The sequence below is a fragment of the Streptomyces sp. NPDC048523 genome, assembly GCF_043199815.1.
In the GTDB taxonomy this organism is placed as follows: domain Bacteria; phylum Actinomycetota; class Actinomycetes; order Streptomycetales; family Streptomycetaceae; genus Streptomyces.
Genome location: NZ_JBICWQ010000012.1, coordinates 156,717 through 178,329 on the forward strand (window position 1 = coordinate 156,717; position 21,613 = coordinate 178,329).

The 21,613-nt window shown below is 69.0% G+C and carries 18 protein-coding genes and 3 pseudogenes; 12 read left to right on the forward strand and 9 right to left on the reverse strand.

Going from position 1 to position 21,613, the window contains the following annotated elements; all coding sequences use genetic code 11:
• Nucleotides 1-6 precede the first annotated feature (6 nt).
• Together ACGFWE_RS39455 and ACGFWE_RS39460 are read right to left on the reverse strand one after the other, a co-directional pair.
• On the reverse strand, nucleotides 7-1,221 hold the full coding sequence (locus tag ACGFWE_RS39455) for a glycosyltransferase (protein ID WP_393605067.1): 1,215 nt from the start codon (nucleotides 1,219-1,221) through the stop codon (nucleotides 7-9).
• Nucleotides 1,218-2,018, reverse strand: a complete 801-nt coding sequence (locus ACGFWE_RS39460) for a MerR family transcriptional regulator (protein ID WP_393605069.1) — start codon at nucleotides 2,016-2,018, stop codon at nucleotides 1,218-1,220. Before ACGFWE_RS39460 ends, ACGFWE_RS39455 begins: the two co-directional genes overlap by 4 nt.
• A 174-nt stretch (nucleotides 2,019-2,192) precedes the next feature.
• Between ACGFWE_RS39460 and ACGFWE_RS39465 the strand changes: the two are divergent.
• The 5 genes and pseudogenes from ACGFWE_RS39465 to ACGFWE_RS39485 form a co-directional block, all read left to right on the forward strand.
• Nucleotides 2,193-2,338, forward strand: a pseudogene (locus ACGFWE_RS39465) (IS5/IS1182 family transposase); the annotation flags it as partial.
• A 324-nt stretch (nucleotides 2,339-2,662) separates the two neighbouring features.
• Nucleotides 2,663-3,232, forward strand: coding sequence for a hypothetical protein (locus ACGFWE_RS39470; RefSeq protein ID WP_393605071.1), 570 nt, complete (start codon nucleotides 2,663-2,665; stop codon nucleotides 3,230-3,232).
• A gap of 609 nt (nucleotides 3,233-3,841) precedes the next feature.
• On the forward strand, nucleotides 3,842-4,435 hold the full coding sequence (locus tag ACGFWE_RS39475) for an isochorismatase family protein (RefSeq protein ID WP_393605073.1): 594 nt from the start codon (nucleotides 3,842-3,844) through the stop codon (nucleotides 4,433-4,435).
• A gap of 326 nt (nucleotides 4,436-4,761) precedes the next feature.
• On the forward strand, nucleotides 4,762-5,178 hold the full coding sequence (locus ACGFWE_RS39480; protein ID WP_393605075.1) for a polyketide cyclase: 417 nt from the start codon (nucleotides 4,762-4,764) through the stop codon (nucleotides 5,176-5,178).
• Nucleotides 5,178-5,606 (forward strand): MarR family winged helix-turn-helix transcriptional regulator, encoded by a 429-nt coding sequence (locus ACGFWE_RS39485; RefSeq protein ID WP_393605077.1) that lies wholly within the window; start codon nucleotides 5,178-5,180, stop codon nucleotides 5,604-5,606. Before ACGFWE_RS39480 ends, ACGFWE_RS39485 begins: the two co-directional genes overlap by 1 nt.
• A 470-nt stretch (nucleotides 5,607-6,076) precedes the next feature.
• On the opposite strand, the gene ACGFWE_RS39490 is transcribed toward ACGFWE_RS39485, so the two are convergent.
• Nucleotides 6,077-6,247, reverse strand: a complete 171-nt coding sequence (locus tag ACGFWE_RS39490) for a DUF5670 family protein (RefSeq protein WP_030933194.1) — start codon at nucleotides 6,245-6,247, stop codon at nucleotides 6,077-6,079.
• A 215-nt stretch (nucleotides 6,248-6,462) separates the two neighbouring features.
• Between ACGFWE_RS39490 and ACGFWE_RS39495 the strand changes: the two genes are divergently transcribed.
• The 3 genes and pseudogenes from ACGFWE_RS39495 (at nucleotide 6,463) to ACGFWE_RS39505 (ending at nucleotide 7,307) form a co-directional block, all read left to right on the forward strand.
• Nucleotides 6,463-6,699, forward strand: a complete 237-nt coding sequence (locus ACGFWE_RS39495) for a hypothetical protein (protein WP_352391456.1) — start codon at nucleotides 6,463-6,465, stop codon at nucleotides 6,697-6,699.
• 122 nt (nucleotides 6,700-6,821) lie between these two features.
• Nucleotides 6,822-6,971: pseudogene (locus ACGFWE_RS39500) on the forward strand (peptidase E); the annotation flags it as partial.
• Nucleotides 6,972-7,094: 123 nt separating this feature from the next.
• Nucleotides 7,095-7,307: a hypothetical protein gene (locus ACGFWE_RS39505; protein WP_352391547.1), complete on the forward strand. Its 213-nt coding sequence runs from the start codon at nucleotides 7,095-7,097 to the stop codon at nucleotides 7,305-7,307.
• Nucleotides 7,308-7,517: 210 nt separating this feature from the next.
• Here the strand turns inward: ACGFWE_RS39505 and ACGFWE_RS39510 are convergent, their stop codons facing one another.
• On the reverse strand, nucleotides 7,518-9,188 hold the full coding sequence (locus ACGFWE_RS39510; protein ID WP_393605079.1) for a hypothetical protein: 1,671 nt from the start codon (nucleotides 9,186-9,188) through the stop codon (nucleotides 7,518-7,520).
• A 323-nt stretch (nucleotides 9,189-9,511) separates the two neighbouring features.
• Here ACGFWE_RS39510 and ACGFWE_RS39515 point away from each other — a divergent pair, with 323 nt between their 5' ends.
• The 3 genes from ACGFWE_RS39515 (at nucleotide 9,512) to ACGFWE_RS39525 (ending at nucleotide 11,663) form a co-directional block, all read left to right on the forward strand.
• The gene (locus tag ACGFWE_RS39515; RefSeq protein WP_352391542.1) at nucleotides 9,512-10,117 is read left to right on the forward strand and encodes an RNA polymerase sigma factor; all 606 of its coding nucleotides are present in this window, start codon (nucleotides 9,512-9,514) and stop codon (nucleotides 10,115-10,117) included.
• Nucleotides 10,114-11,175 carry a CU044_5270 family protein gene (locus ACGFWE_RS39520; protein WP_393605081.1) on the forward strand — a complete coding sequence of 354 codons (1,062 nt, stop codon included), beginning with the start codon at nucleotides 10,114-10,116 and terminating at the stop codon, nucleotides 11,173-11,175. The genes ACGFWE_RS39515 and ACGFWE_RS39520 overlap by 4 nt, the downstream gene beginning before the upstream one ends.
• Before the next feature lie 113 nt (nucleotides 11,176-11,288).
• Entirely contained in the window at nucleotides 11,289-11,663 is a 375-nt protein-coding gene (locus tag ACGFWE_RS39525) for a hypothetical protein (RefSeq protein ID WP_393605083.1), read from the forward strand.
• Between the two features lie 239 nt (nucleotides 11,664-11,902).
• Here ACGFWE_RS39525 and ACGFWE_RS39530 read toward each other — a convergent pair whose 3' ends face one another.
• From ACGFWE_RS39530 to ACGFWE_RS39550, 5 genes are all read right to left on the reverse strand, one after another.
• Nucleotides 11,903-12,037 carry a hypothetical protein gene (locus tag ACGFWE_RS39530; RefSeq protein WP_393605085.1) on the reverse strand — a complete coding sequence of 45 codons (135 nt, stop codon included), beginning with the start codon at nucleotides 12,035-12,037 and terminating at the stop codon, nucleotides 11,903-11,905.
• 26 nt (nucleotides 12,038-12,063) lie between these two features.
• Nucleotides 12,064-13,644, reverse strand: a complete 1,581-nt coding sequence (locus ACGFWE_RS39535) for a hypothetical protein (protein WP_393605087.1) — start codon at nucleotides 13,642-13,644, stop codon at nucleotides 12,064-12,066.
• Nucleotides 13,645-14,365: 721 nt separating this feature from the next.
• The gene (locus tag ACGFWE_RS39540; RefSeq protein ID WP_393605089.1) at nucleotides 14,366-15,412 is read right to left on the reverse strand and encodes a hypothetical protein; all 1,047 of its coding nucleotides are present in this window, start codon (nucleotides 15,410-15,412) and stop codon (nucleotides 14,366-14,368) included.
• A gap of 31 nt (nucleotides 15,413-15,443) precedes the next feature.
• A complete protein-coding gene (locus ACGFWE_RS39545) occupies nucleotides 15,444-17,327 on the reverse strand; it encodes a DNA/RNA non-specific endonuclease (protein WP_393605091.1) in 1,884 nt (627 codons plus the stop codon).
• A 199-nt stretch (nucleotides 17,328-17,526) separates the two neighbouring features.
• Nucleotides 17,527-20,898: an ALF repeat-containing protein gene (locus ACGFWE_RS39550; protein ID WP_352391464.1), complete on the reverse strand. Its 3,372-nt coding sequence runs from the start codon at nucleotides 20,896-20,898 to the stop codon at nucleotides 17,527-17,529.
• Nucleotides 20,899-21,329: 431 nt separating this feature from the next.
• Here ACGFWE_RS39550 and ACGFWE_RS39555 point away from each other — a divergent pair.
• Nucleotides 21,330-21,613: pseudogene (locus tag ACGFWE_RS39555) on the forward strand (hypothetical protein); the annotation flags it as partial.

Genomic DNA, 21,613 nt, shown 5'->3' on the forward strand with positions numbered 1-21,613 from the left:
TTGGTGTCATCCATCGGTCAACTGCTGGATGGTCTTGAGCGCCTGACCCGTTCCGTTCTCGGTCCCCAGATATTGCGCCGCCTTTGCTGCGGCTCGACTGTGTGCCTGCTTCTTCACTACTTGGTGAAGTGAGCCGGCAAGCCGTTCGGCGGTGAGGGATCGGAACGGGATCGGGTCGGCGGCGGCGCCGATGGCGGCAAGTCGCCCCGCCCAGAACGGCTGGTCCGCGGTCACCGGTACGGTGACCGCGGGCACTCCAGCGCGCAACGCGGCGGCCGAGGTGCCGGCCCCGCCATGGTGGACCACCGCAGCCAGCCGTGGAAACAGCAAGGCGTGCGGTACGTCCCCGATGGTGAGCACGTCGTCCCCGTCGGCGGCGAGCGCGGCACTGCCGGCTTGGAGGATGCCGCGCAGCCCGGTGCGGCGCAGGGCTCGCACAGCGATCTCGCCCAGCCGTTCCCCGTCGCCGGACGCCATGCTCCCGAAGCCGATGAGGACGGGCCGGGGTCCGGCACGCAGGAAGTCCTCCAGATCGGCAGGCAGCCGTGCGGCGGCATCGTGATGGGGCCACCAGTTGCCCACGACCTCCAGGCCGGAGCGCCAGTCGGAGGGACGGGGCACCAGGGCTGTGCTGAAGCCGTGCAAGACGGGCCAGTTCGCCTGTTCCTGTCGTCGGCGCATCTCGGAAGGTGAGGCCGGGGGCAACTGGAGGCGGTGGCGCAGTTTTGCGACGGCCTGTTCGTAGACGCGGTCGGCCATCCGCAGTGCGAAGCGTCCGGTTGCTCGGTTGGCGAGACGGCCCAGTGAGCGCGAGCCGGTGACGACGGGCGGGAAGTCGCCGGTCGGTGCGGTGGGTTGGAGGTACACGCCGAGGCTCGGTGTGCCCGTGGCCTCGGCGAGGTGCCAGCCGAGCGGAGCCGTGGTGGTCGACAGCAGCAGCAAGTCGGTGCCGTCGTCCATCACGTCGGCGAAGCCCTGACCCAGTTCGGTGATGAACGCGGCAGCGGTTCGCATGAGTTCACGTTTGCCTGTGACGCCGCCACGCGCCCGTGTGTCGGCGGGGAGACTGCGAAATTCCAGCCCCGCGTCGCGTACGAGGGGTGCGAAGGTGTCCGTGGTGGCGAGGGCGACGTCGTATCCGGCCCGGCACAGTTCGGCGCCCAGCCCCGTGTAGGGCGCGACATCACCGCGCGATCCGGCCGCGGCGATCAGGATCCTCATTGGTCCTCCTCGGAATCGGTACGGCCACCTGCGTGGCGGGCCGCGTTGGCATGAACCGCCTTGCGCGTATAGGCGGCCAGGCCCGGGCGTTGCTGCGACGGTGGTATGACCAGAGCGAACGCGCGCGGGTCGGCGACGAAGTCGTCCGCGATGCGCCTGTGCATGTCGGGCGGGCAGGAGGTGAACCATCGTGAGATGTGCAAGCGGTGCTCCTGGGCGAGGTCCATGGCCCGCTCGCCGTTGCTCAACTCCCCCTCGTCGAAGGCCGCGAGCAACTCCGCGCGCCAGGCGGCAGCCTCGCCCATGAGCCGGCGCCAATCCTCTTTGGTGTGAGCAGCCGCGCGCGCCATCGCCTCGCGCTGTCCCTCCGAGTGCGCCCACTTCAGTTCTGCCTCGGTGGCATAGCTCAGGTCGAAGGTGATCTCACCGAAGACCTCGAAGCGTTCCTGAGGAGTCAGAGACACCCCGGTCTTCTGGACCTCTATCGCCCGTTCCGCCACCTCGGCCAGCCGCTGCAGCCTTGCGATCTCCTCACTCAACTGCCGCTGCCGGGCCAGGAGCCGCTCCAAAGGGTTCACCTGCGGATCCTTGAAGATCGCGGCGATCTCGTCGAGAGGGAACCCGAGCTCACGGTAGAAGAGGATCTGCTGGAGACGGACAAGGTCAGCCTCACTGTAGAGCCGGTATCCGGCGTGGCTGCGGTCACTGGGCGAGAGCAGCCCCGCCTTGTCGTAGTGATGCAGTGTCCGCACTGTCACCCCGGCGAAGGCCGAGACCTGCCCCACGGAGTAGCTCATCCACCTGCCCTTTCGTCGGTACACAGCCTCAAGCCTGACGTAAGGGGAGGGTCAACTCGCGCTCGCCGGCCCTCGGATGTGAAGAGGGAGAACACTCACCGGTCCGCGAGCTACGGCCCATTGAGCTTCAAGGATCGCCACCGCACTGCGGCCTCACCCACCCGGCAGGCCGTGAACTGGGCGTTGGCCCGAGCCCGCGCCCGGTCGGGGGCGGCGTTGCCCGCCTCAAGTCGTGGCGGATCTTCCGTCACACTCATTGCAGCCCAAACCGCATGACGTCAACGGCCAAAGCCGTGCTCACCCTGGAACGGCACCACTGAAGAACGTCAGGGAATCTGCTGGTACAGCGCCGTGATCGGGTTGGCGCTCAGGGTGTACTTCCAGGCCTGGGGACGTCACTCACCCGCACGGCCCGGACGGCCACGCCTGTGACACGGACAGCAGGCTCGTCTGAGAGGCCGCGCCGTGCGCCCTGGTGCTTGTGAACCGCAGTCACGCTTCCAGTGCCCCTCTCCCGGGCGGTTTGGCACGCGCAGCAGGTCGACACCTGCCGCAGGCAAGTGACACTCGGATGGATGCGGGGGATGACCTGGCCCATCGGGGCGGGTGCCGTCCGCATGCCTTCCGTCGACCAGGGGAGAAGCATGGCGAACGAACTGAAGTTCGGCGATCAGATCCACCTGCAGAATGGCTACAACGGCTGGGCGGGCGGTTACCTGGACACCAACGGCCACAGCAGCGACGGAGGGGCGAAGTACGCGGTGTCGACAGCGGATTCGCCCACGCGGGCAGAGGGCACCGGAACCTGGCAGATCCTCTCCGCCACTGGCAAAGCCGTCGGTGCCAACGTGGTCAGCGGTGACCTGGTCCACCTGCGCAGCCTCTACGGCGGTGACGGCGGCTACCTCGACACCAACGGGCACGCGACCGCCGACCAGAAGAACAGCGGCGCCAAGTACAACGTCCTGACATCCAAGGACCAGGACCGTGCCCCCGGTACCGGCCGCTGGCGCCTGTTCGCCCAGGCGTCCAGCCCCGGTGACCAGCATGTCCGGCCCGGCGACGTGATCCACCTGTGGAACACCTACGGCGACAACGGCGGCTTCCTGGAGACGAACGGAGGCGGACCCGGCGGCGGCCTGTACGACGTGTGCACGAGCGCCTACTACAACCGGGCCCAGAACGTCGGCGACTGGAAACTCCACCGCGCGTAAGCCGGCGCCGCCGTCGTTCATCCAGCACCCGTCAAGGTTCATGCCGCACCCGCCCTGGACCTCACGGAGCAGGGCGGGTTTGCGGCTTCGGCAGAGGAGGCACGGCCGTGCGGTGAGAAAACGGCTCCCCCACAAGCGGGCGGAGGGCAGGGTGTTCACTCGGCCCGCGCCGAAATGCGTCAAGCCCCAGGTGGCTTCCGCTGCATGACCCATCTGGCCGGGGTCTGGTGGGGTGAGCCGGCTGGGCGGGTGTGTGCGGCGCAGTGTGTCGTGCAGGGGAGCGGGTGGGTCGGGGTGTGCGTCGTGCGATGGCTGTCGCTCCCTGGCACTTTGCCGCTTGCCCGCGCCCCGCGTGATGCCTACGCCAACGATCAGGGCGCCGTGGCGTCGCTGGTCGCGGTGACGGCCCGTACGAACCGTCAAGAGTCCGTCCAGGACCGGGCCGAGTGGATGCCGCCGGTACCAGATGCGCAGTGCCGGTACGTGGGGGAGTGGGTGGCCACCAAGCTGCGCCGGCGACTGACCGCGACGCTGCCGAACTCGAGGCACTGAAGCTGTTCGCCGATGGTCGTTTGTCCTGTTCATTCGTTTCGTTGAAAGGTGTGTGTCATGGGCCGAGGGTTGATCGTCGTGGATGTGCAGAACGACTTCTGCGAGGGAGGCAGTGTCCCGGTCAGGGGCGGCGCGCGGATCGCGACCGCTGTCGCCGATCTGGTGGCACGCAGCGCCGGGTCCGACTATCAGTACGTCGTGGCCACCCGGGACCACCACATCGATCCGGGGCGCCACTTCTCCGAAAATCCCGACTTCAAGGACAGCTTTCCCGTCCACTGCGTGGCCGGAGGCGAGGGCGGCGAGTTCCACCCGAACTTCGCCCCCACGGTCTCGGGCGGCAAGGTGGACGCCGTCTTCTTCAAGGGAGCCCACAGTGCTTCCAAGAGCGGTTTCGAGGGCGCCGACGAACATGGCACACCCCTGGCGGACTGGCTGCGCTCGCGGGAGGTGGAAGAGGTCGACGTGGTGGGCATCGCCACCGACCACTGCGTGCGCGCGACCGCGTTGGATGCCGTCAAGGCCGGATTCCGCGCCCGCGTGCTCCTGGACTACTCCGTCGGCGTCGCCCCGGAGACCACAGCGACGACTCTGGAGGACTTCCGCCGGGCCGGCGTGACCGTCTCCGGTGAGGCGCCCATGTCGCAGTAGCGGCCGGAGGGCCCTGTCCCCAAAGCGCACAGGCAGGACGTGAGAGCGGGCTCCCGGGATTCGTTGAAGGGTCGCGGGAGCCCGCCTGGTGAGCTGATGTATCGGACTCATCCGGCTGCTCTCCGACGTACGGGCGCCGTCGGATCAGTGACACCGGCGGCGCCGACCTGGGTCGGTGGCCACCAACCTACCCACGCCGCCGAGCACCAGCCTGCACCCGGCCCGCCTTCACCATCGCGGCACTGCGGGAGGGGGCCGTGCACCATTTACAGATAGTCTTCGCGCAGATAATCTATGGACAGATCATCTGGTGGAGGAGACCACTCATGTGGGAGTACGAGCACAGCATCGAGACCAGCGCCACCCCCGAGGCGATCTGGCGGCTCTGGGCCGACGTTGAGGACTGGGGCACCTGGAACGCCGAGATCGAGAAGATCGAGATGGATGGCCCGTTCGCGGCGGGCACGCAGATCACGATGACGCCGCCCGGGGACGACCCGGTACTGCTGCGCATCTCCGAGGCGGTCGAGGACGAACTCTTCGTCGACGAGGCCCGCTTCAACGGCCTCCTGCTGCGCACCACACACCGGATCGACCGGATCGACCAGAACCGGATCCGCGTGGTGTACCGGATGGAGATCACCGGCACCGGCGCAGACGAGGCCGGCCCGCAGATCGGCCCGGGCATCACCGCCGACTGGCCCGAGACCATGGCCTCGCTGGCCGCACTGGCTCTGGGCTGATGCCCCTCAGCCCCGGCGACAATCCCGGATTCCTGCTGTGGCACGCCACATTGCGCTGGCAGCGCGACATCGCCACAGCCCTGGCCCCGCTCGATCTCACCCACGTCCAGTTCGTACTGCTCGCCTGCACCTGGTGGCTCAACACCCAGGGCGAGCATCCCAACCAGCTGGCCCTCGCCCGCCAAGCCGGCACCGACGTCAAGATGACCTCCCAGGTCCTGGGCGTCCTGGAGCGCAAAGGACTCATCGAGCGTGAAGTCGACCCGGCCGACACCCGCGCCAAACGACTGCGCGTCACCGACACCGGCGCCGAGCTGGCCCCACGCGCGGTTGCCGCCGTTGAGCGCGCCGACGCACGGTTCTTCCAACCGGTGCCCCTCGACGACGCGGTAGCCCTGCTCGGCCGCCTGGCCCATCCCGAAACCTGAAACACCCTCACCGACAACCGCAGGCCACCGAATCCGAACCCACCGGTCGGTGGCCTCAGCAACAGGCCGGCCCACCGACCCAAAAGGAACAGCCAGGCGGGCCACTGAAGGGACTACTGCCGTGTGAGGTGCCGCTTCTGCAACTCCGCCGACACAACCTGATGGTCTCCCCGACCGCGACCTCGGCCATGGGGTCCGAGCACCCGGACCACAAGTTCGGCCAGGGCTGGTGAACCCTGAGAGCGGACAGCGCAAGATCGCACCAGGAAGTGGTCGGCGATCAGGCCGATTCGGGGCCGGGGTCCGGTGTTTGGAGGCGCAGGTTCCACTGCTTCACCGGGCCCCGGCTATGAGGCCCGGTTCCCGGGAAGGTGGTCGTTACACCGTTTGCGCGGTGGGATGTCCCGATCCGGGACATGCCTGTGGCTCCGGATGCATCCGGAGCCACAGGCATGTTGCTGCGCGGGGGGTTACCAGCGATACCAGCGTCCCTTGCGGCCGCCTGTGTCCGCGGAGCGCATGACGAAGCCGAGCAGCCAGACGACCAGGACGATGACGGCGATCCACCACAGTGCCTTCAGCGCGAAGCCCGCGCCGAAGAGGATCAGTGCCAGCAGAAGAACGAGAAGCAGGGGAACCATAGTTATCAACCTCCGTCGCTCCTCGTGCCCGGCCAATGCGAGAACACACGGTCGATTTCCCTGGTTTCTCCACTGCTCGTGCGGGCACTTGACTCAGTTTCTCCACGGCGTTCACCTCACCGCCGAGGACCGAGTTGAACGCAGCCGGCGCGGACGCAGCCAGGGGCCAGGGTACGGCCGGCGGTGCCGAGACGGCCGCGAACGCCGAGCAGCGTGTGACTGAGCTTCTCGATGCCGCGGGCGCGAGCCCGGTTGAGGTACACGCCCTCATCACGGCCATCCAGACCGGCGCCCAGGAAGGCGCTCATGGCGAAGTCATGGAGCTGGACACGCACGCCGGCTTCGCGCTGACCCGAGGCAGGCTCCCCACCTTCTCCACCCGCACCTGGACGGGGGCGCCACGCGCAGGCGACGGGTTCGCCTACGCCTACGTCGTGCAGCATCGGCGTTGACCCGGACAGGCACGCACCGTCCAAGGAAGGCAGGCCCCCGATGGCCACTCCTCCTCTGGGGCACCCGCCCGCAGGTCGTGTGCCATAAGAGTCGACCTCTCGCAGCGAAGGTTGAGCATCCTCACGGAAGCGTCATCCATGTCGAGGGCGGCAGCCACTACCAGCTCGCACGCAGCATCATGATCTTCAGCCGCGATCTCACCGGACACTCCGCCGACGTCATCGGGGACACCACGGACCTCCACGTGCCCTGCGCGACTGCGTGGCCGCCGACCACGAGGGGAAGGCCTGCATGGCGCACGCAGGCAGCCCGACGTTTGGTCGCGCGCAGTGAACGCAGGACGCGGGATTGCGGAGTCGAGCACCGGTCAGCCCACACCGAAGGACGAGTCCCGATGGCCGGCTACCAGCGCCGCGACACCACCACCCGCCGGCTCCTCACCCGCGACCTGGCCGACGAAGCCGAGACCGCTCTGGACCGTCTCGACGACGAACTGGAGGGTGACCTTGCGGCCAACGGTGAAGGCGCCGGCCGCATCCGCCTGCGCCTGGACGTCGAAAAAGTCCTCGGCATCGACGACCCCGTCGGCCCACTGCCCTCTCTGTAGCCGACGCAGCATGCTCACCCTCCGCGAGACGCCAACAGGGAAGCCAGCGCCTCGCCCCCACACCCCTCGCACACGTGACACGGCGACGACTTCGCCGGCCTGGCCGCTGCTGACTTTGCACAGCCCCGGTCCGCGACTGAGCCGCTCGCAGCCGCCTTGGCATCACCAGCACCGCGAAGTCCAGCCGCCCTACGGCCACTTGGTGGGGGTTCATCGGACGTCGACGTAGTCGGTGACCCGGGCGCTTCTGAGGTAGTGGTCTCCGGTCTCGCGGTTGAGGGCGATAGCCCAGGTGCCGTCCTTTTCGGCGGTCACCATGCCGATGAGGTGGCCATGTTTGTCACTGTCCAGTTCGCAGACGTAGTGGTAAGTGGTGGAGCCGCGGGGTTTGAAGTAGAGAGTGGGGGAGGCGCCGCTGAGCGGCTTCCAGGTGGTGCCCTTCTTGTACTGGAGGGTGCCGCCGAAACTGATCGGTTGTGACTTGCGGACCGGGTCGGGATGGGCTCGGAAGCCGGTGATGCGGGTGGCGTAGCGGTAGAGATGGACGGGCTTGGTGGTGCTGGTGCCCAGGTCGGGGTTGCCGTTGAAGCGGGCGCGCCAGTAGGCGTCGGTGTTCCGCGTGGTGAGGGAACGCGCGAAGGTCTCGTCGAAGAGCGGTTTGTTGTAGCGGACGGGGACGGGGATGGTGGTGGTGTCCCGCCAGCCGCTCTTTCCGTCCTTGGAGTACTGCAGGGTGACAGTGGGTTTGGCGGGCCACTTCGCGCGCGGATCTTCGTAGTAGACGTACCCGGAGACATGCAGGGACGCGTCGTCGTTGAGGGAGGAGCTCACGCCGAGGTGGGTGGTGTATGCGACATGCAGGCTGAAGGGCTGGGTGGCGACCTGCTGGAATGGCATGTAGGCGGTGCCGACGACCAGTTCGGCGCTCGGCGCGGGGTTCTCCGAGGTGACGTGCAGCGTGTAGGCGCCCTGGCTGTCGGTGGTGGTCTCGCCGGCCACGACGTTCCCGTGGGCGTCGAGGCCCTGGAGGGTGACGTCCGTGTGCGGCAGCGGCTGCCAGCCGGAGGCGGTCTGGATCTCGGCGTGGCCGGTGATGGTTCCGGTGGCGCCCTGCTTCAGATTCAGGGCGTGGGTGCTGGCCGAGAAGCGGACCGGCGCCTGAGTGGTGTGCAGGTCCTGCGGGGCCGTCAGCAGGTCGATCGCCCCAGGATAGGTGGCGGAGGCCCGAGCCGCGGCGGACAACTGGAACGACGGCTCGGTGGGTACAAAGGCGGTGGTGAAGCGGCCGCCCGCAGTGGCGGTCGCGCTCACCTGGCTGCGCCCGGTGTTGACGGCCACGGGGATGTCCTCGGCTGCAGCGGGTGTGTCGGGGCGGCGTGGATCGGCGACTTCGACGGTGCCGCTGACGGAGACGCTCTGGTGGAGGTAGTCCGGCGCACTCGGGGTGGCGGTCAGGTCGGAGATGGTGACGATGGTCCGGTACTGCAGGGTGTGGGGCGAGAGGGCACCGGTGACGGTGGCGCCGGAGGCGTCCTGCAGGTCGACGGTAACGCGGTAGTCGCCGAGCTGGTCCAGGTGGACGGGCGCCCGCCACGTTCCGGAACGCGCATCCTGCCCCGCGTACTGGGTGAAGTCCTCGGTCGATCCGGCTTCCGGTGCCCCGTCCGGCGCGTCCAACGGATAGAGGTGGGCCGTGATCCGAGTGATCGGACTGTCGGAGTGGGCCGTCACGAAGAGCTTGCCCGGCTGGTACCAGCCGTCGGCGTCGGACAGGACGGGACCGCCGGCTGCGCCGTCCGCGTGGGCCGGGGAAAGGCCCGTGAACAGGGAGGCGGAGAGCGCGGTCGCTGTGGCAGCCGCCAGGAAGGTGTTGCGTCTCAAGATTGTCCCCCCAGGGAATAAGTCGACTGCCCGCGAGAGCGCCGAGTTCGACTGGCGCGCTTGCTGGGGCAGGTGATCGAGAACTGTAGTGGTGTGATTTCGGCATGCAGACGTCGGGTGTTGTCGATGTCCTTTGAGATCGACTGACAGTCGGTCATGCCACACCCTCAGTGATCTTGCGTGGCAAAGATCCGGGTGACCTTGGGGCGGCCGGGAGTACCGGCCTGTGGACGGCGTTGTGGTCGCATCAGTAGGTGACACAGGCCACAGGAACTCCTGCCGTGTCGCGGAGAGAAGTGGTCGTGAGGGACTCAGAAAACGATGTGCGCCGCCGTGTGCGCGAGGGGGAGCGCGAGGCGTTCGCCCTGCTGTACGAGCAGTTCGCCCGTGCCGTCTACAACCATGGGCTGCGCTTGACGGGCGACTGGTCGACGGCCGAAGAGATCATGTCCGAAACGTTCCTGACCGCGTGGCGGACCCGCGCCCGAGTACACGAGGACGGTGGTTCCCTGCTGCCCTGGCTGCTGGGTATCGCCACCCACAAGGCGGACAACGCTCGCCGGGGAGTCCGCAGACGGCAGTTGTTCCTGGCCCGTCAGCCGCAGCCGCGTGTGGAGGAGGACTTCGCGCCCAGGACCATCGGGCGTATCGATGACGCACGGTACCTGCGTGCCGTGCAGGCCGCGCTGGGACGGCTGCGGCGTCAGGAGCGGGAGGTACTGGCCCTGTGTGTCTGGGCCGGTCTGGACAACCAGCAGACGGCCGAAGCGCTGGGCATCGCCGTCGGAACCGTACGCTCCCGCCTTTCGCGTGCCCGCAAGAAACTCGCGCACCTGGCGGAAGAAGACCTGGAACAACCCACCGCTCGCGGAGAGATGACAAGTGCGGCCGCGATCGCGGCCCTGCCCGTACGGGAGGAGCTCACATGAACGACCACACCACCGGCGCTTCCCCGGAGTCGCACGGCGACCGCGAGGTGATCGCCCGCCTGCTGCCGACCCCGGCCGACTGGGACCTTCCGCTCGAGCAGCAGCTTCGTCACAAGGACCTTTTGATGCGCCACATCGACCACGACCAGATCGCCTCTACACGGTCGGCCCGCCGACTGCTGCGCCCCGCGGTCCTGGCGCCCGCCACCGCTCTGGCCCTGGCCTGCGCGGTCACCGCGGGGATCGCGCTGAGCCGCGGTGACGCGGCGCCCGCCGGGACCGCGTCGCACCGCGCGGCCACGGACATGCAGCCCGCCGCCGCGCTGCTGGACCGGATCTCCGCCGCCACGGAGACCCACGCCGATCTCACGGTGCGCGACGACCAGTTCGTGTACACCAGGGAGAAGACCCGCGGGGCCGACCTGACCAGTGGGAAGGCCGTGCTCGGCCCGTTGGTGGATCGTGAGCAGTGGATCGCGCAGGAGCCGGGGCCCCTGCGCAAGCAGGGCCTGATCCGTCAGGACGGTGAGACGATGCCCATCAACGCCGACCTCGGTGACACCAACGGCACACCAGCCGGCATCAGCCGGCCCACCTACCGCTGGCTCGGCTCGCTGCCCACCGACCCCGACAAGCTCTTGGCCTACCTGTACACCAAGACCCCGCATGCCGATGGACGGGAACGCGACCAGGCGGTGTTCGAGCAGATCGGCTCCATGCTCGGCGGGGTGATGCCGCCCCGCACGGCCGCCGCCCTCTACCGGGCCGCCGCGAAGATCCCCGGCGTCACCCCGGCCCCGGGGGCCCGCGACGCGATCGGCCGCAAGGGTCTCGGCATCGCCCGGGACGACACGCGCTACGGCATCCGCACCGAGTGGGTCTTCGACGCGAAGAGCTTCGCCTTCCTGGGCTCCCGCAGCTACCTGACCAAGGACGCCTCGTACGGAAAGGCCGGGACCCTGCTGTCCAGCAGCGCCGAGCTGGAGCACGCCGTCGTCGACGAAGCCGGCCGGCAGCCCACTGACGCGGAGCGGAGCCGGACCGGGCGCCGAAGCTGACCGTCGGCCGCCCTGAGGTGGTGCTGCGGCGCAGGCCGCAGCACCGTCTGCCTCCGTGGCCCGCGCGGGACCTCGGGTTGAGGGCACGTGGGGCAGCCCCCCTGTCCCGACGCATGATCGCCGCGTGGACGACGTTCGCCAGAAGTGGCACGCCCGGCGACGACTGGCCTCCCTTCCCGCACACCCGGCAACTGGCTCGGAACACGCACTCCGGTGTCGACAACGACATCGGCACACCGCTCGCCGAGGCCGACTACATCGGCGCCACCGCCCATGAGTTGAGCGAGAAGCGAGCAGCGACGAAGCTCGCCGCCGGCATCAGCCAAAGGACTCTGTTCCAGCGCCGCGGCCGCATCATGCTGCATTCCGACCTGCTCGTCCTCACCGGCTGGTCCGACGACGGCGATCTCAGCCTCACCCGCGCGGACATCACCGCCGCCGAAACCCGCTCACCCACCTCTACGGCCGCTTCCTCGGCGGCCGGCTGAACGCCGGCCAACCCCTCATCCTCAACACCACCCATGCATCGGCCGACGAGGTGTACCTGCTCATCAACCACCGCGGCTTCCTGGAGACCACGGACGATCGGGCCCGGGAGAAGCGCATCGAACGGTGGCGCCGCGGCTGAAGCGTCGGGAAACGAACATCTGCCAACACTCGGACCCTTGATCACGACCGGCAGGTGGGCTGGGTCGGCAACGCGTGTCGGTGGGCGGACACAGCGGGATCATGGAGCCCTCAAGTCCAGGTCGCCGGTCGTGCCCTGGAGGTAGCGGGTCGACGAGGCCGGCGGGCCGGTCCGGAGGATGTCGTAGGTACAGGAGGCGAACTCGAAGTCAGACGTGGACTTGTCGGTGGTCATGAGCTTGGGAGGTGGGGGCGGTGGCGTCAGCGGCCGGCCTGCGGCCGCGACCTCCGTGCCGTCAGGAACACCAGCGCGCCGCCCGCCACCAACAGGACGGCGGTAGCCGCCCGCAGCAGGACTCCGTCCGTGCCCGTGGCGGCGAGCCCGCCGCCTGCCGTCGTCACGGTCCCGGTTCCCGCCCCGGCGCCGGACGGGCTCGCGGTGGCCGTGGCCGACGGGTACGCGGAGGTGCTGGGCGACGGGCTGGACGTCGCCCAACCGGTGGCCTTCACCGCGATCACGGCGGTGTCGTTCGCCGCGTCGTCGTCATGGTTGGGGTAGTCGTGGTTCTCCACTGCTTTCACGCTGCCCTGCGCGTCGGGGACGACCCGGTCGATCCGTACCGTGAACTCCTGGGTCACCAAGTCGCCCGGCCTGAAGTCCGTACTGCCGATGTCGCAGGTGTAGCTCTTCGCTCCGGCCTTCTGCGGTGTGCAGTTCCACTGCGGCCCGGGGTCGCCCTGCTCGCCGGGGCCGGGGGCGCCGGTGATGGTGGTGCCGGCGGGCGGGGTCACCACGAAGGTGCCGGAGTTGTCGGCGTCCGTCCACCGAAAGCCCATCCGGCCCGGCCCGTTGTTCCGCACGCCCACGGTGATGTTCACCGTGTCGCCGACCTTGCCCTCGACCGTGTCGCCGAGCGCCTGGTAGTCGGCGTGCTGGGTGGTGGCGAAGGTGCCGTAGCCGGAGCCGGTGAAGCCGGAGCCGGAGGCGACGGACTTCAGGCCGAGCGGCGCGCCAGTGCCCGTCTCGGGGAAGTCGGACGGGTCGAAGGAGTCGGGCACGGTGCCGCCGACCGGCCACGCGAGGTAGGTGTTGTAGCCGTACATCGTGTCCGCGGCAGCGGTGTAGCGCAGCGGCGCGTCGGTTTCGTAGGCCGCGCCGGGCGCGACCGGGGTGTCGAACCGGCACCAGGCGCCGACGCTGGGCCGGTCCGAGTAGTGGCAGTTGGAGTGGTCATGGGCGAGAGAGACGCCTTCGGAGTCCTGCACCAGCAGCATGACGCCCTTGTCGGCGGGGGCTGCGCCGGTGTTGGCGAAGGCCGGGGTGCGCTCGAAGACGGCGCCGGGCGCGATGTCTTTGAGCGCCGGGTAGGGGCGGCTGACGAGCTTCGGCCCGCCGACCAGGACGGCCGTCTTCCCGGTCACGGCGGCCGCGTCGGAGGCGGTGGCGGTGTAGGTGATGGCACCGGTGTCGCCCGCCTTGGCGGCCGAGGTGGGCTTCAGGAAGAACGGGTCGATCGACTCCTTGCCCGACAACGGGCCCACGTCACATCTCACCTTCAGGGTGCCGGTGCCCACGCAGTCCCCCGTGACCACCATCGTCGCTTTTCCGGCGAGGGACGACGCGTCGACCGTGACCGAGACGTCATGGGCGTCCCCGCCCGAGGCGGTGATGCCGAGGTCCAGGTTCGGGCCCTCGCCCTCGGTGGGGAGGTAGTAGTTCTCCTGGGCGTCCAGGACGAGGGTCGGTCCGGCGGCGTGCGCGGCCGGGGTTGCGACCGCGAGGGCGGCAGTCGCGACAGCGGCGGCTGCCGCTGTCCGCCAAGTTCTACGTATCGTCAGCACACTGTGTGGACACGTCAGAACACCGGAAGGTTGCGCCCAAGCGGCCGTTGTCTGACGGACAGGTTCCGCTCTGGGAAGGTTCACCGGGAATCCGTACCGTCCGGGGGACGCGTTTGCACAGGTCGAACGGATCGGGTTCGCGGCACATGGGAGGCCGGCATCGTGACCGCCTTGCTGAGGCGCCGCCGACGATCTGGAGATCGGTCACCTTGAGCGGCTTGCCCGTGGACAGTTCGGGACGTGGCTGTTGGATGCCCTGCCGGCCGGCGATCGTCGTGGTCCCGATGGACGACTGGAACGACCGGCCGCGCCGGAACGCGGTGCCGCGAGGCCGGTCGCGAGCAGCCCGAGAGGTCTCAGCACGGCGAGCGCGAAGAGACCATGATCCGTTGGGCGAGATCGGGGTCATGGTCCGCCGTCCGACTCGGGGTAGACGCGCCACTCGGCCTGGCCCCAAACCGTTGCGCTCGAACGCGTTGTTCAATGGCGCGCCGCGTTCCGGCTAGAGGGCATCCGGCCTGCATATGACCGTTCGGAGGTGGGCCGGGCGTGCGAGAGCGTGCGACCGGGTTCAAGCCCCGCGAGCAGTGAGGTGTTCGGGGCATCCGGGCACAGGTGGGCTTTTGAGAGCCACACACCGAGGACGAACTCGCCGAACTCGCCGAGCTCGAAGCCTGGAGGATATGAGGCTGCCGTCCCGGTGCCTGGGCATCGGGCCTGCTCACTGAACAAGTTCGATGTGCGGATGGTCGGGGGACACCGGGCAGACGTGGAGTTGCAGATCGTAGGCGTCGGCGATGTTGAGCAGAGTGACGTTCGCGGGCCGGGTGCCGACGGGGAGCGGAGTCGGGTTCGTCCGTTCCTCCTCGGGCATCCAGCTCTTGCTGCCGGGGTCCCATTCCCTGCTCGCGACGGTGAGGAGCGGGATCGTCTCGGTGCCGCACTCGGAGCAGGGGCGCGGCATAGGGTCGGTGAGGCCCCAGCGGGTCCAGCCGCCGGTCTTCCACCCGGGGGCGTGGCACAGGTTGCGGAAGTAGAACTCCTGCGGGGTTTCCGCGCCGGTGACGTCCCACGCGTATCCGGCTGCCTCCCACCGACTCACGTCGCCCAACTGCTGCTGCAGTTCCTTGCTCAGCTCCATGGGGCTGGGGTACTCGGTGACCTGCTCGGGTGCCAGCAGGCACGGCTGCGGGAGGTACCAGTCGAACTGGATCACGGGCGGCTCGGGCGGGGCGTCGAGGACGTCGGTGACGGAGGCGGACGAACGCCAGCGGAGGGCGGTTCGGGGGTGGGCGAACTCCGAGTGGTCGCAGGGGCACCACAGGACCTGGAGCAGATCGGCTCCGGGAGGGCTGCCCGGGAGGGGCACGTCACGGGCGTAGAGCTGGGCAACGGGAATCATGGGAATCGGACCGTCGAACCACGGGTGGCCCGTCCGGAGCCGCTGCTCGATCTCCTGCTCCTCGGGCGTGACCGCGGGGGCCTGGGGGTCGCGGAGTCGGCGCTCGGCCGCTGCCGCACGGATGCGACGAAGAAGCCGGATTTCGTCCGGAGAGTGCATCTCGTCTGTCGCGTCGCTGTCGTGTGGCTCTTCGCAGTGGGGCCACGGCTCGTCGGCGGGCCAGAGGAGCGGCCCGCCGACGGAGCTTTCGTACGGCGTGGGCGACCCGGGGCGGGGATGCAGCCGGGTCGTCGTGCGGGCCAGCGGGGCCAGTTGAGGGAAGAGCGCGGTCACGTCGAGCGGCCGCGACGGGGTGGTGAAACTCATGCTGGCTCCCGATGGCGCGAACTGACTGTGATCAGTTGCCGAGGTTGTACAACCCGGTGTTCTTCAGGGTGTTGGTGACATAGACGTTGGAAAACAACTCCTCGATCGTCCCGTCCGCCCGTTCGATATTAGCGTTCATCGTGACTCCCACCGGGATCGTGCTGGTGTCGTCGTTGTAGACGGGCGTCACCTGGTAGAAGATCGCGTCGTCCGGTCCGAAGGCGGACACGTCGCTCTGGATGACCTTCTGCGCCTTGGCCTCGTAGGTTCGCATGCTGGGCGTACCCGTGTTCATCCCCGACTGCCAGCAGGGGACGAGATTGACCTGGATACCCCTTCCGCCGGTGATGTTCGGAATCAGGTGACAGCGGGCCAGCCCGTTGGTGAGCGAGTTCGCGTTCCTGAAGATCTCCGCATCCTGCCAGCCCGGGATGTCTCCCTGTGCGGGTGTGCCCTCGGGAGCTGTCCTGTCCAGGCATGCCTGCGCCTGAGTCGGCCTGGCTCCGGCCCGGCCCAGCGGGGTGGTCGTCTTGTTGACGTGGGGGACCGGTTCGGTGGTGTTCAGGATCCACCCGGCGCCGCTGGGAAGTGAACCGTTCGGCGTGGTGTCCAGGCAGCGGGCGTGCGGGCCGGTGTCCGGCAACGAGAACGTCAGCTCGAACTGGTCGGCGTCGATGACCCGTTGGTCCTTGAAGCCGTCGGCGAGCTGCGCGGCGGCGAACTGCTTCTCGTCGGGCGTGACATGGGCCTGGACGCAGGGTGAGGCGGGGTCCACGGCACGGGCGTCGTTCAGGACATAGCTGTCCCATTCGCCGTTGCCGAGGTTGGGGATCACCTTGACGCACTGAGCGCCGGCGGCACCGCCTTCCTTCGCCTCGCCGAAGGGGAAGTCACCGCAGGAGTCGTTGTCGACGAGCTCCGGCTCAGGCGTGAAGCCGCCGCATGTACTGGCGGTACGGTCGGCCACGCCGCTCGTCGACCGGGTCAGGGGGCTGCCCTTCTTCCCCCAGGCGCCGTTGAGGTTTTTCTGCGCCCACGCGTAGGCGGCCACGGCGCCGCCCGCGTCGGAGGCCTCCGCGCTCATCGGTACGACGGGCATGATCGAAGGGATGACACAGCCGGCCGACGAGGTGCCGCCGACCGCGTTGTCGCAGCGGATCTTGCGCGGGTTGTCCCAGGAGGCGTTCGGGTCGACGGGCGTGGCGCCCGGGGAGGTCACGTACAGCTTGTACGACGTGAGGAACTCCGCGACGGAGCCCACCGCTGGGGCCGAGGAGTACTTGACGTCGCCGGCGAGGGTCTTCCCCAGGACCACACCGCTTTCGTACCAGGGTGCGGTCGTCGTCGCCCTGCAGCCGGTTCCGCAGGAGGCGCGGAACTTGGCGTCGAGGGCGGTGACTTCGCCGCTCGCAGAGGTCATCGTCACGGTGACGTGCTCGCTCCACGCCGTACCCGCCGCCGGCAGTGACGCGCTGGTGGAGATCTCCAGGGTGCCGCGCCCGAGCTCCGCGCCCTTGCTGTCGCGCAGGATGTAGAGGACGTTCACCCCGGTCACGCAGTAACTGAAGCGCTCGTAGGAGTAGTTGCCGGGGCTGGTGATGGAGCAGCTGCCGACGGCAGCCGAAGTGGCGGCGACGCTCTGCGGGTTCGCCTTGGCTCGCGCGGCCGGGACGGGACTGGTGCTCACACACGCCTCGACGGCGCCCGCCCGGCGCTCCTTCGTCCCCGCCTTCGTGGCCTCACAGTGTTCCCCTGACTGCTTGGGGAAGGCGCTGGTGGCGTTAAGGGGGGCCGGAGTGTCAGTGGTCTGGTTCGTCCGGTCGACCGTCCCCGCGTGCCGCGGCTTCTCGTCCGCGGTCTGCTGTGCCGTGGCCGTACCCGCCGTGGTGAGTCCCAGCGTCACCGCGGTAAGCACGGCAAGTACGGTCGACCGCGCCCGTATTCGGGATGCGCCTCGAGGGCGTCTCTCGTGCATGTTTGTCAGGTCTCTCTTCCTTGTTGCTTTGCCCTGGTGGCATGGAGGAAGGGGGGCACCGGACATGAAGTGCCCCCCGGGGCAGCGGTGGGCGGCCTGCGCTCTACCGCGTCAGAGCCGTACGAGAGGGACTCACTCGTCAGGCGACCAGATCGAAGAGATCCCTGGTGATGGAGGAGACCCCGTCCTCGACAACGTCCGCGATCTTGCCCACGACGGGCTTCACGGCAGTGCTGGCCGGCTTCAGCGCACCCAGCCACTTGGTCTGGCCGTAGGTGACCAGGCTCAGGCCGGTGCCTGCGGCGGACCACCAGAAATCGCTGCTCGTGAAGCCGTGCTCGATGCCGGTGAAGACAGTGCTGATGGCGCTCGCGCCCACGGAGACACCTGCGAAGAAGCCGGCTGCGGCGAAGGCCGGCGGGAAGACGAATCCTGCGAGAGTGCAGCCGGCGGCCAGGAGGCCGGCGCCGACGCTGACCACGTTGGCGGCGTCCGCGTAGAACTGGGCGTCGTTCCACCACTCGTCGGAGTCGGCGGGGTCATTGGTGCCGTTGGGGTTGACCTGGTTGTTCCGGTCGTTGGCGGCGGGATCACGCTTGGCCTCGCGGTCCGCCCGGGCCTTCTCTGCGGCTTCCTTGGCCTTGGCGGCCACTTCGGCCCGGTGCTTCTCGGCCGCGATCCGCTTGGCCGCGGAGTACGCGGCGGCGGCCTGCTTCGCGTCCGCCTGCGCTTCAAGCATGGAGGCGCGGGCGGCGTTGGCCGAACTCTGTGCGGCGGCGGAGGACTTGAGGGCGGCGCGCGCCGAGTCGATCGCCTTGTTGGCCGAGTAGTTGGCCGAGCGGGCCGCGCCGCGGGCGGTCGCGGCGGCCGCCTTCGCCGTGTTGGCGGAAGCCTGGGCGTCGGCGGCCGACTTGTCGGCGGCGTCCGCGTTCCGGCGAGCCTCGTCCGCGTAGTTGTCAGCCGCCTTGGAGGAGGCGATCGCCTTGTCCGCCCACTCCTGAGCCTTGGCGGCGTTGTTACGGGCCAGATAGGCGGCCTGGGTCGCCCGCGCGGCGTTCTCCTGCGCCTTCTGAGCGATCTTCGCGGCGGCGGCGATGGCACCGCGGATCGCGGCGACATGGGTGGCGGTGTCGTGGTCGAGCTGGGCCGTCCGGAACTGGACCACGAGGATGAAGTTGCGGAGCATCCACGCCGGGCCCTCCAGGGCGACCTCGGCGTAGGCCTTGGTGAACGCGCCACCGGTGGTGATGAGCTTTCCGGCGAGGACCCGGTCGTCCTCCTCCTGTGCCAGCGGGTAGTCGTGGTCGAAGAAGTAGTTGAGGGATTCGGTGGTGTTCTCGTCGAGTGCCTTGTTGGCGGCGTTGGTGACGGCCCTGCCCGCGCCATCGTTGAGGATCTTGCCGATCGCGACGCGCAGCTCCTCGTCGGAGGCTTTCTTGATGCCGATGGTGAGGAAGTCACCGATGGCCTTGGAGCTGGAACTCTCCAGAGCGAGCTGGGCGGCCTCGGCGATCTTCGGCGCGGCGATCGTCGCCACATGGAGGGTGGTCTCGCGGTCGTCCTGGCCCTGGGCGAGGGCCCGATCGAGGTCGATCCAGGCGAAGACGTCGTCGTCGGAGCCTGCCAGGGCGTGCTGGGCGGCCTGCCGGGTCCAGGCGCCCCGGGACTCGATCAGGCCGATCGCGGCCTTGCGCCCCAGGGTCGCGGCGAGTGCCATGTCGCCGGAGTACAGGGCCTGTTCAGCTCTGGTGGTGAGGTCCTTGATCTCCTGGGCGGTGCGCTCCGCGAGAAGGCGCTTGTCGCGGACGTCGGACAGATCGCTCGCCTCGGCGGAGGCGAGCAGCTGCGCTTCCTCGATCGCCTTCTGCTTGTCCTGCTCCAGCGTCTGGGCCTCGGCGGCGCGGGCGTTCTTCTCCACCTCGATGGCGTCGGCGACGGCCTTGGTGGCGACGTTGGCGGCCTTCACGGCCTCGTCGGCGTGCGCGGTCGACTTGTTGGCGTAGTCAATGGCCTGGCCCGCGTACTTCACGGCCTCCTCGGCGGCGGCTGCCGCCTTGTCGGCGTGGGCGGCGGCGGAATTGGCGGCGTCGCGGGCGGTGCGGGCCGCGGCGGCGGCGGCGCTGGCCAGCGCCTGGGCGGCGGAGGCAGCGTTGGTGGCACGGTTGGCTGCACTGGTGGCGATGGCGGCCTGGCGCTTGGCCTCGGCGGCCTCCGCCTGGGCGACACCTGCGGAGGCGGCGGCCTGGGCGGCGGCCGTGGCGGCGGCGGCCGAATTGCGTGCGGCGGAGGCGGCGGCCGTGCCGGCGGACGCGGCCGCATCGCCGGCGATGGCGGCCTTGTCGGCAGCTGCGGCGGCACTACGGGCCTTGGCCGCGGCGTTCTTGGCGGCGACCGCGGCGTCCTTGGCCTCCTGCGTCTTGCTCGCGTCCTTGGAGGCGGCTATCGCAGCCCGGTAGGCACGGGACGCGGCGCTGCCCGCGTTCGAGGCGGCCTGAGCGGCACCGGTGGCCGCCCAGGAGGCACGGCGTGATGCGTTCACCGCTGCATTGGAGGCGTTGATGGCGTTGCGTGCGGCGTCCGCCGCGCCCTTCGCCGCGTTCGCAGCCTTCCGGGCCGCTGCCGCCGACTTCTGCACGTCGTTCTGGGCTGCGGACGCCTCGGCGGCGGCCTTCTGGGCGGCCTCCTTGGCCTTCCCCGCGGCGGTCTCGGCGCGTGCCGAGGCCTCCACGGCAAGGTTGGTCTCCTTCTGAGCGCGCTTGCCCTCCCGCTCGACGAGGGCCACCAGCTCCTCGATGGTCGCCGACTCCTGGTCACGGGCGCGCGCGATGTGCTGCCCGGTCTCCATGAACCACTCCACATCGGCCGCGGTCCCCTCGAGCGCACGGCTCGCGTACTTCTGCACTTCCGGGCCACCGTTCACCAGCATGGCGCTGACCTGGACCCGGGTGTCCTCCAGACGTGCGTCGTACTGCTTGTCGGTGAGGAAGGCGGTGAGAGCCGGTGCGGTGGCGGCGTCGAGAGCGGTGTTGGCGCTGCGCACCACCGCCCTGTCGCCGGTGGTCGACACAGTGGTGGTGGCGACCCGGAGATCTTCGAGGATGGCCGGTTTGAAGCCGTTCTTCAGGAACTCGGCGATCGCGGCGTCGCCGCTCTCGAGAGCAGCGACGGCCTCTCTTCGCAGGCCCTTGCCCGCACGGTCCAGGCTGCGGACGATCGCGACGCGGTTGTCCTCCACGGTCTGCCTCGGCAGCGTCTCGGCGAGGAAGGTCTGGACGTCGGCGTCCGACCCGTAAAGGGCCGCGGCGGCGGCGGCCTTGACGCCCTTGCCACCGGTCAGCCACGCCCTGACGACCTTGGCGCGCTCGGTGTCCGGCAGCGGCACCGGTTCGGATGCCGCGCCTTCTGCAGCGGCGGCGGCCGTGGGGAGGAGCGTCAAGGGTGCGGAGGCCACGGCGGCGGAGGCGGCGAGCGCGCCGAGCACGCGTCGACGGCTCCAGAAGATTGTCTGCATCGGAGAGTTGTCCTCGTGTGAGTTGGCGACAGGACGTGCCGGATCGCACCGGCAGGGCGGTTTCCGGTGTGCCCAAAAGGTGGAATGCCGACGGACGCGAAGTGGTGTGCGGTCGGGAGTACTTGTAGCTCCGGACCATATCAACTGTCCTCGCAGGGAGGTCAATTAAGTAGCCATCTTCTTCAACGCGTGCTTTCAGCAAGGACCTTGATAGATCATCAGAAGCTTCTTTACAGGAGCTTCACAAGCCTTCGTGCAACCTTTATGAAGTGTGACGGAGGTCATGACTGGAGCGTGGGGATTGCCACAGTATGCGTGGTTTTTTGCGCTCGACCTGGGGGTGGCTTCGTGTTTGCATGATGAAGAGGATGGTGATCACCGGGGCGGGGGCTTCTGGCTTTGGGGCGTAAGGGAATCTCTTCCCGGGGGAGTTGGAACGCACCCGGCAGAGCGATGCCGATAAAGCATTCCTGGGCACTCGAAAAATCGAGACCGGTGACGAACGTCCGGCCTTCAACGACGAACTTGGGGATGCAATGAAGCAATACAGCAGAATGTCCGTTAAGCCGCGGCGCAGGCGGATTGCGCTGCGCGCGCTGGGCGCGGCCGCGGTCGGCGCTCTGGCATGGATCACGGCGGCCACGAGCATCCCTGGCGGGGCGTCGCAGGAGGCGAACCCTGCCGCGCTGGTCGCGGGGGAGTCCCCCGGTTACGC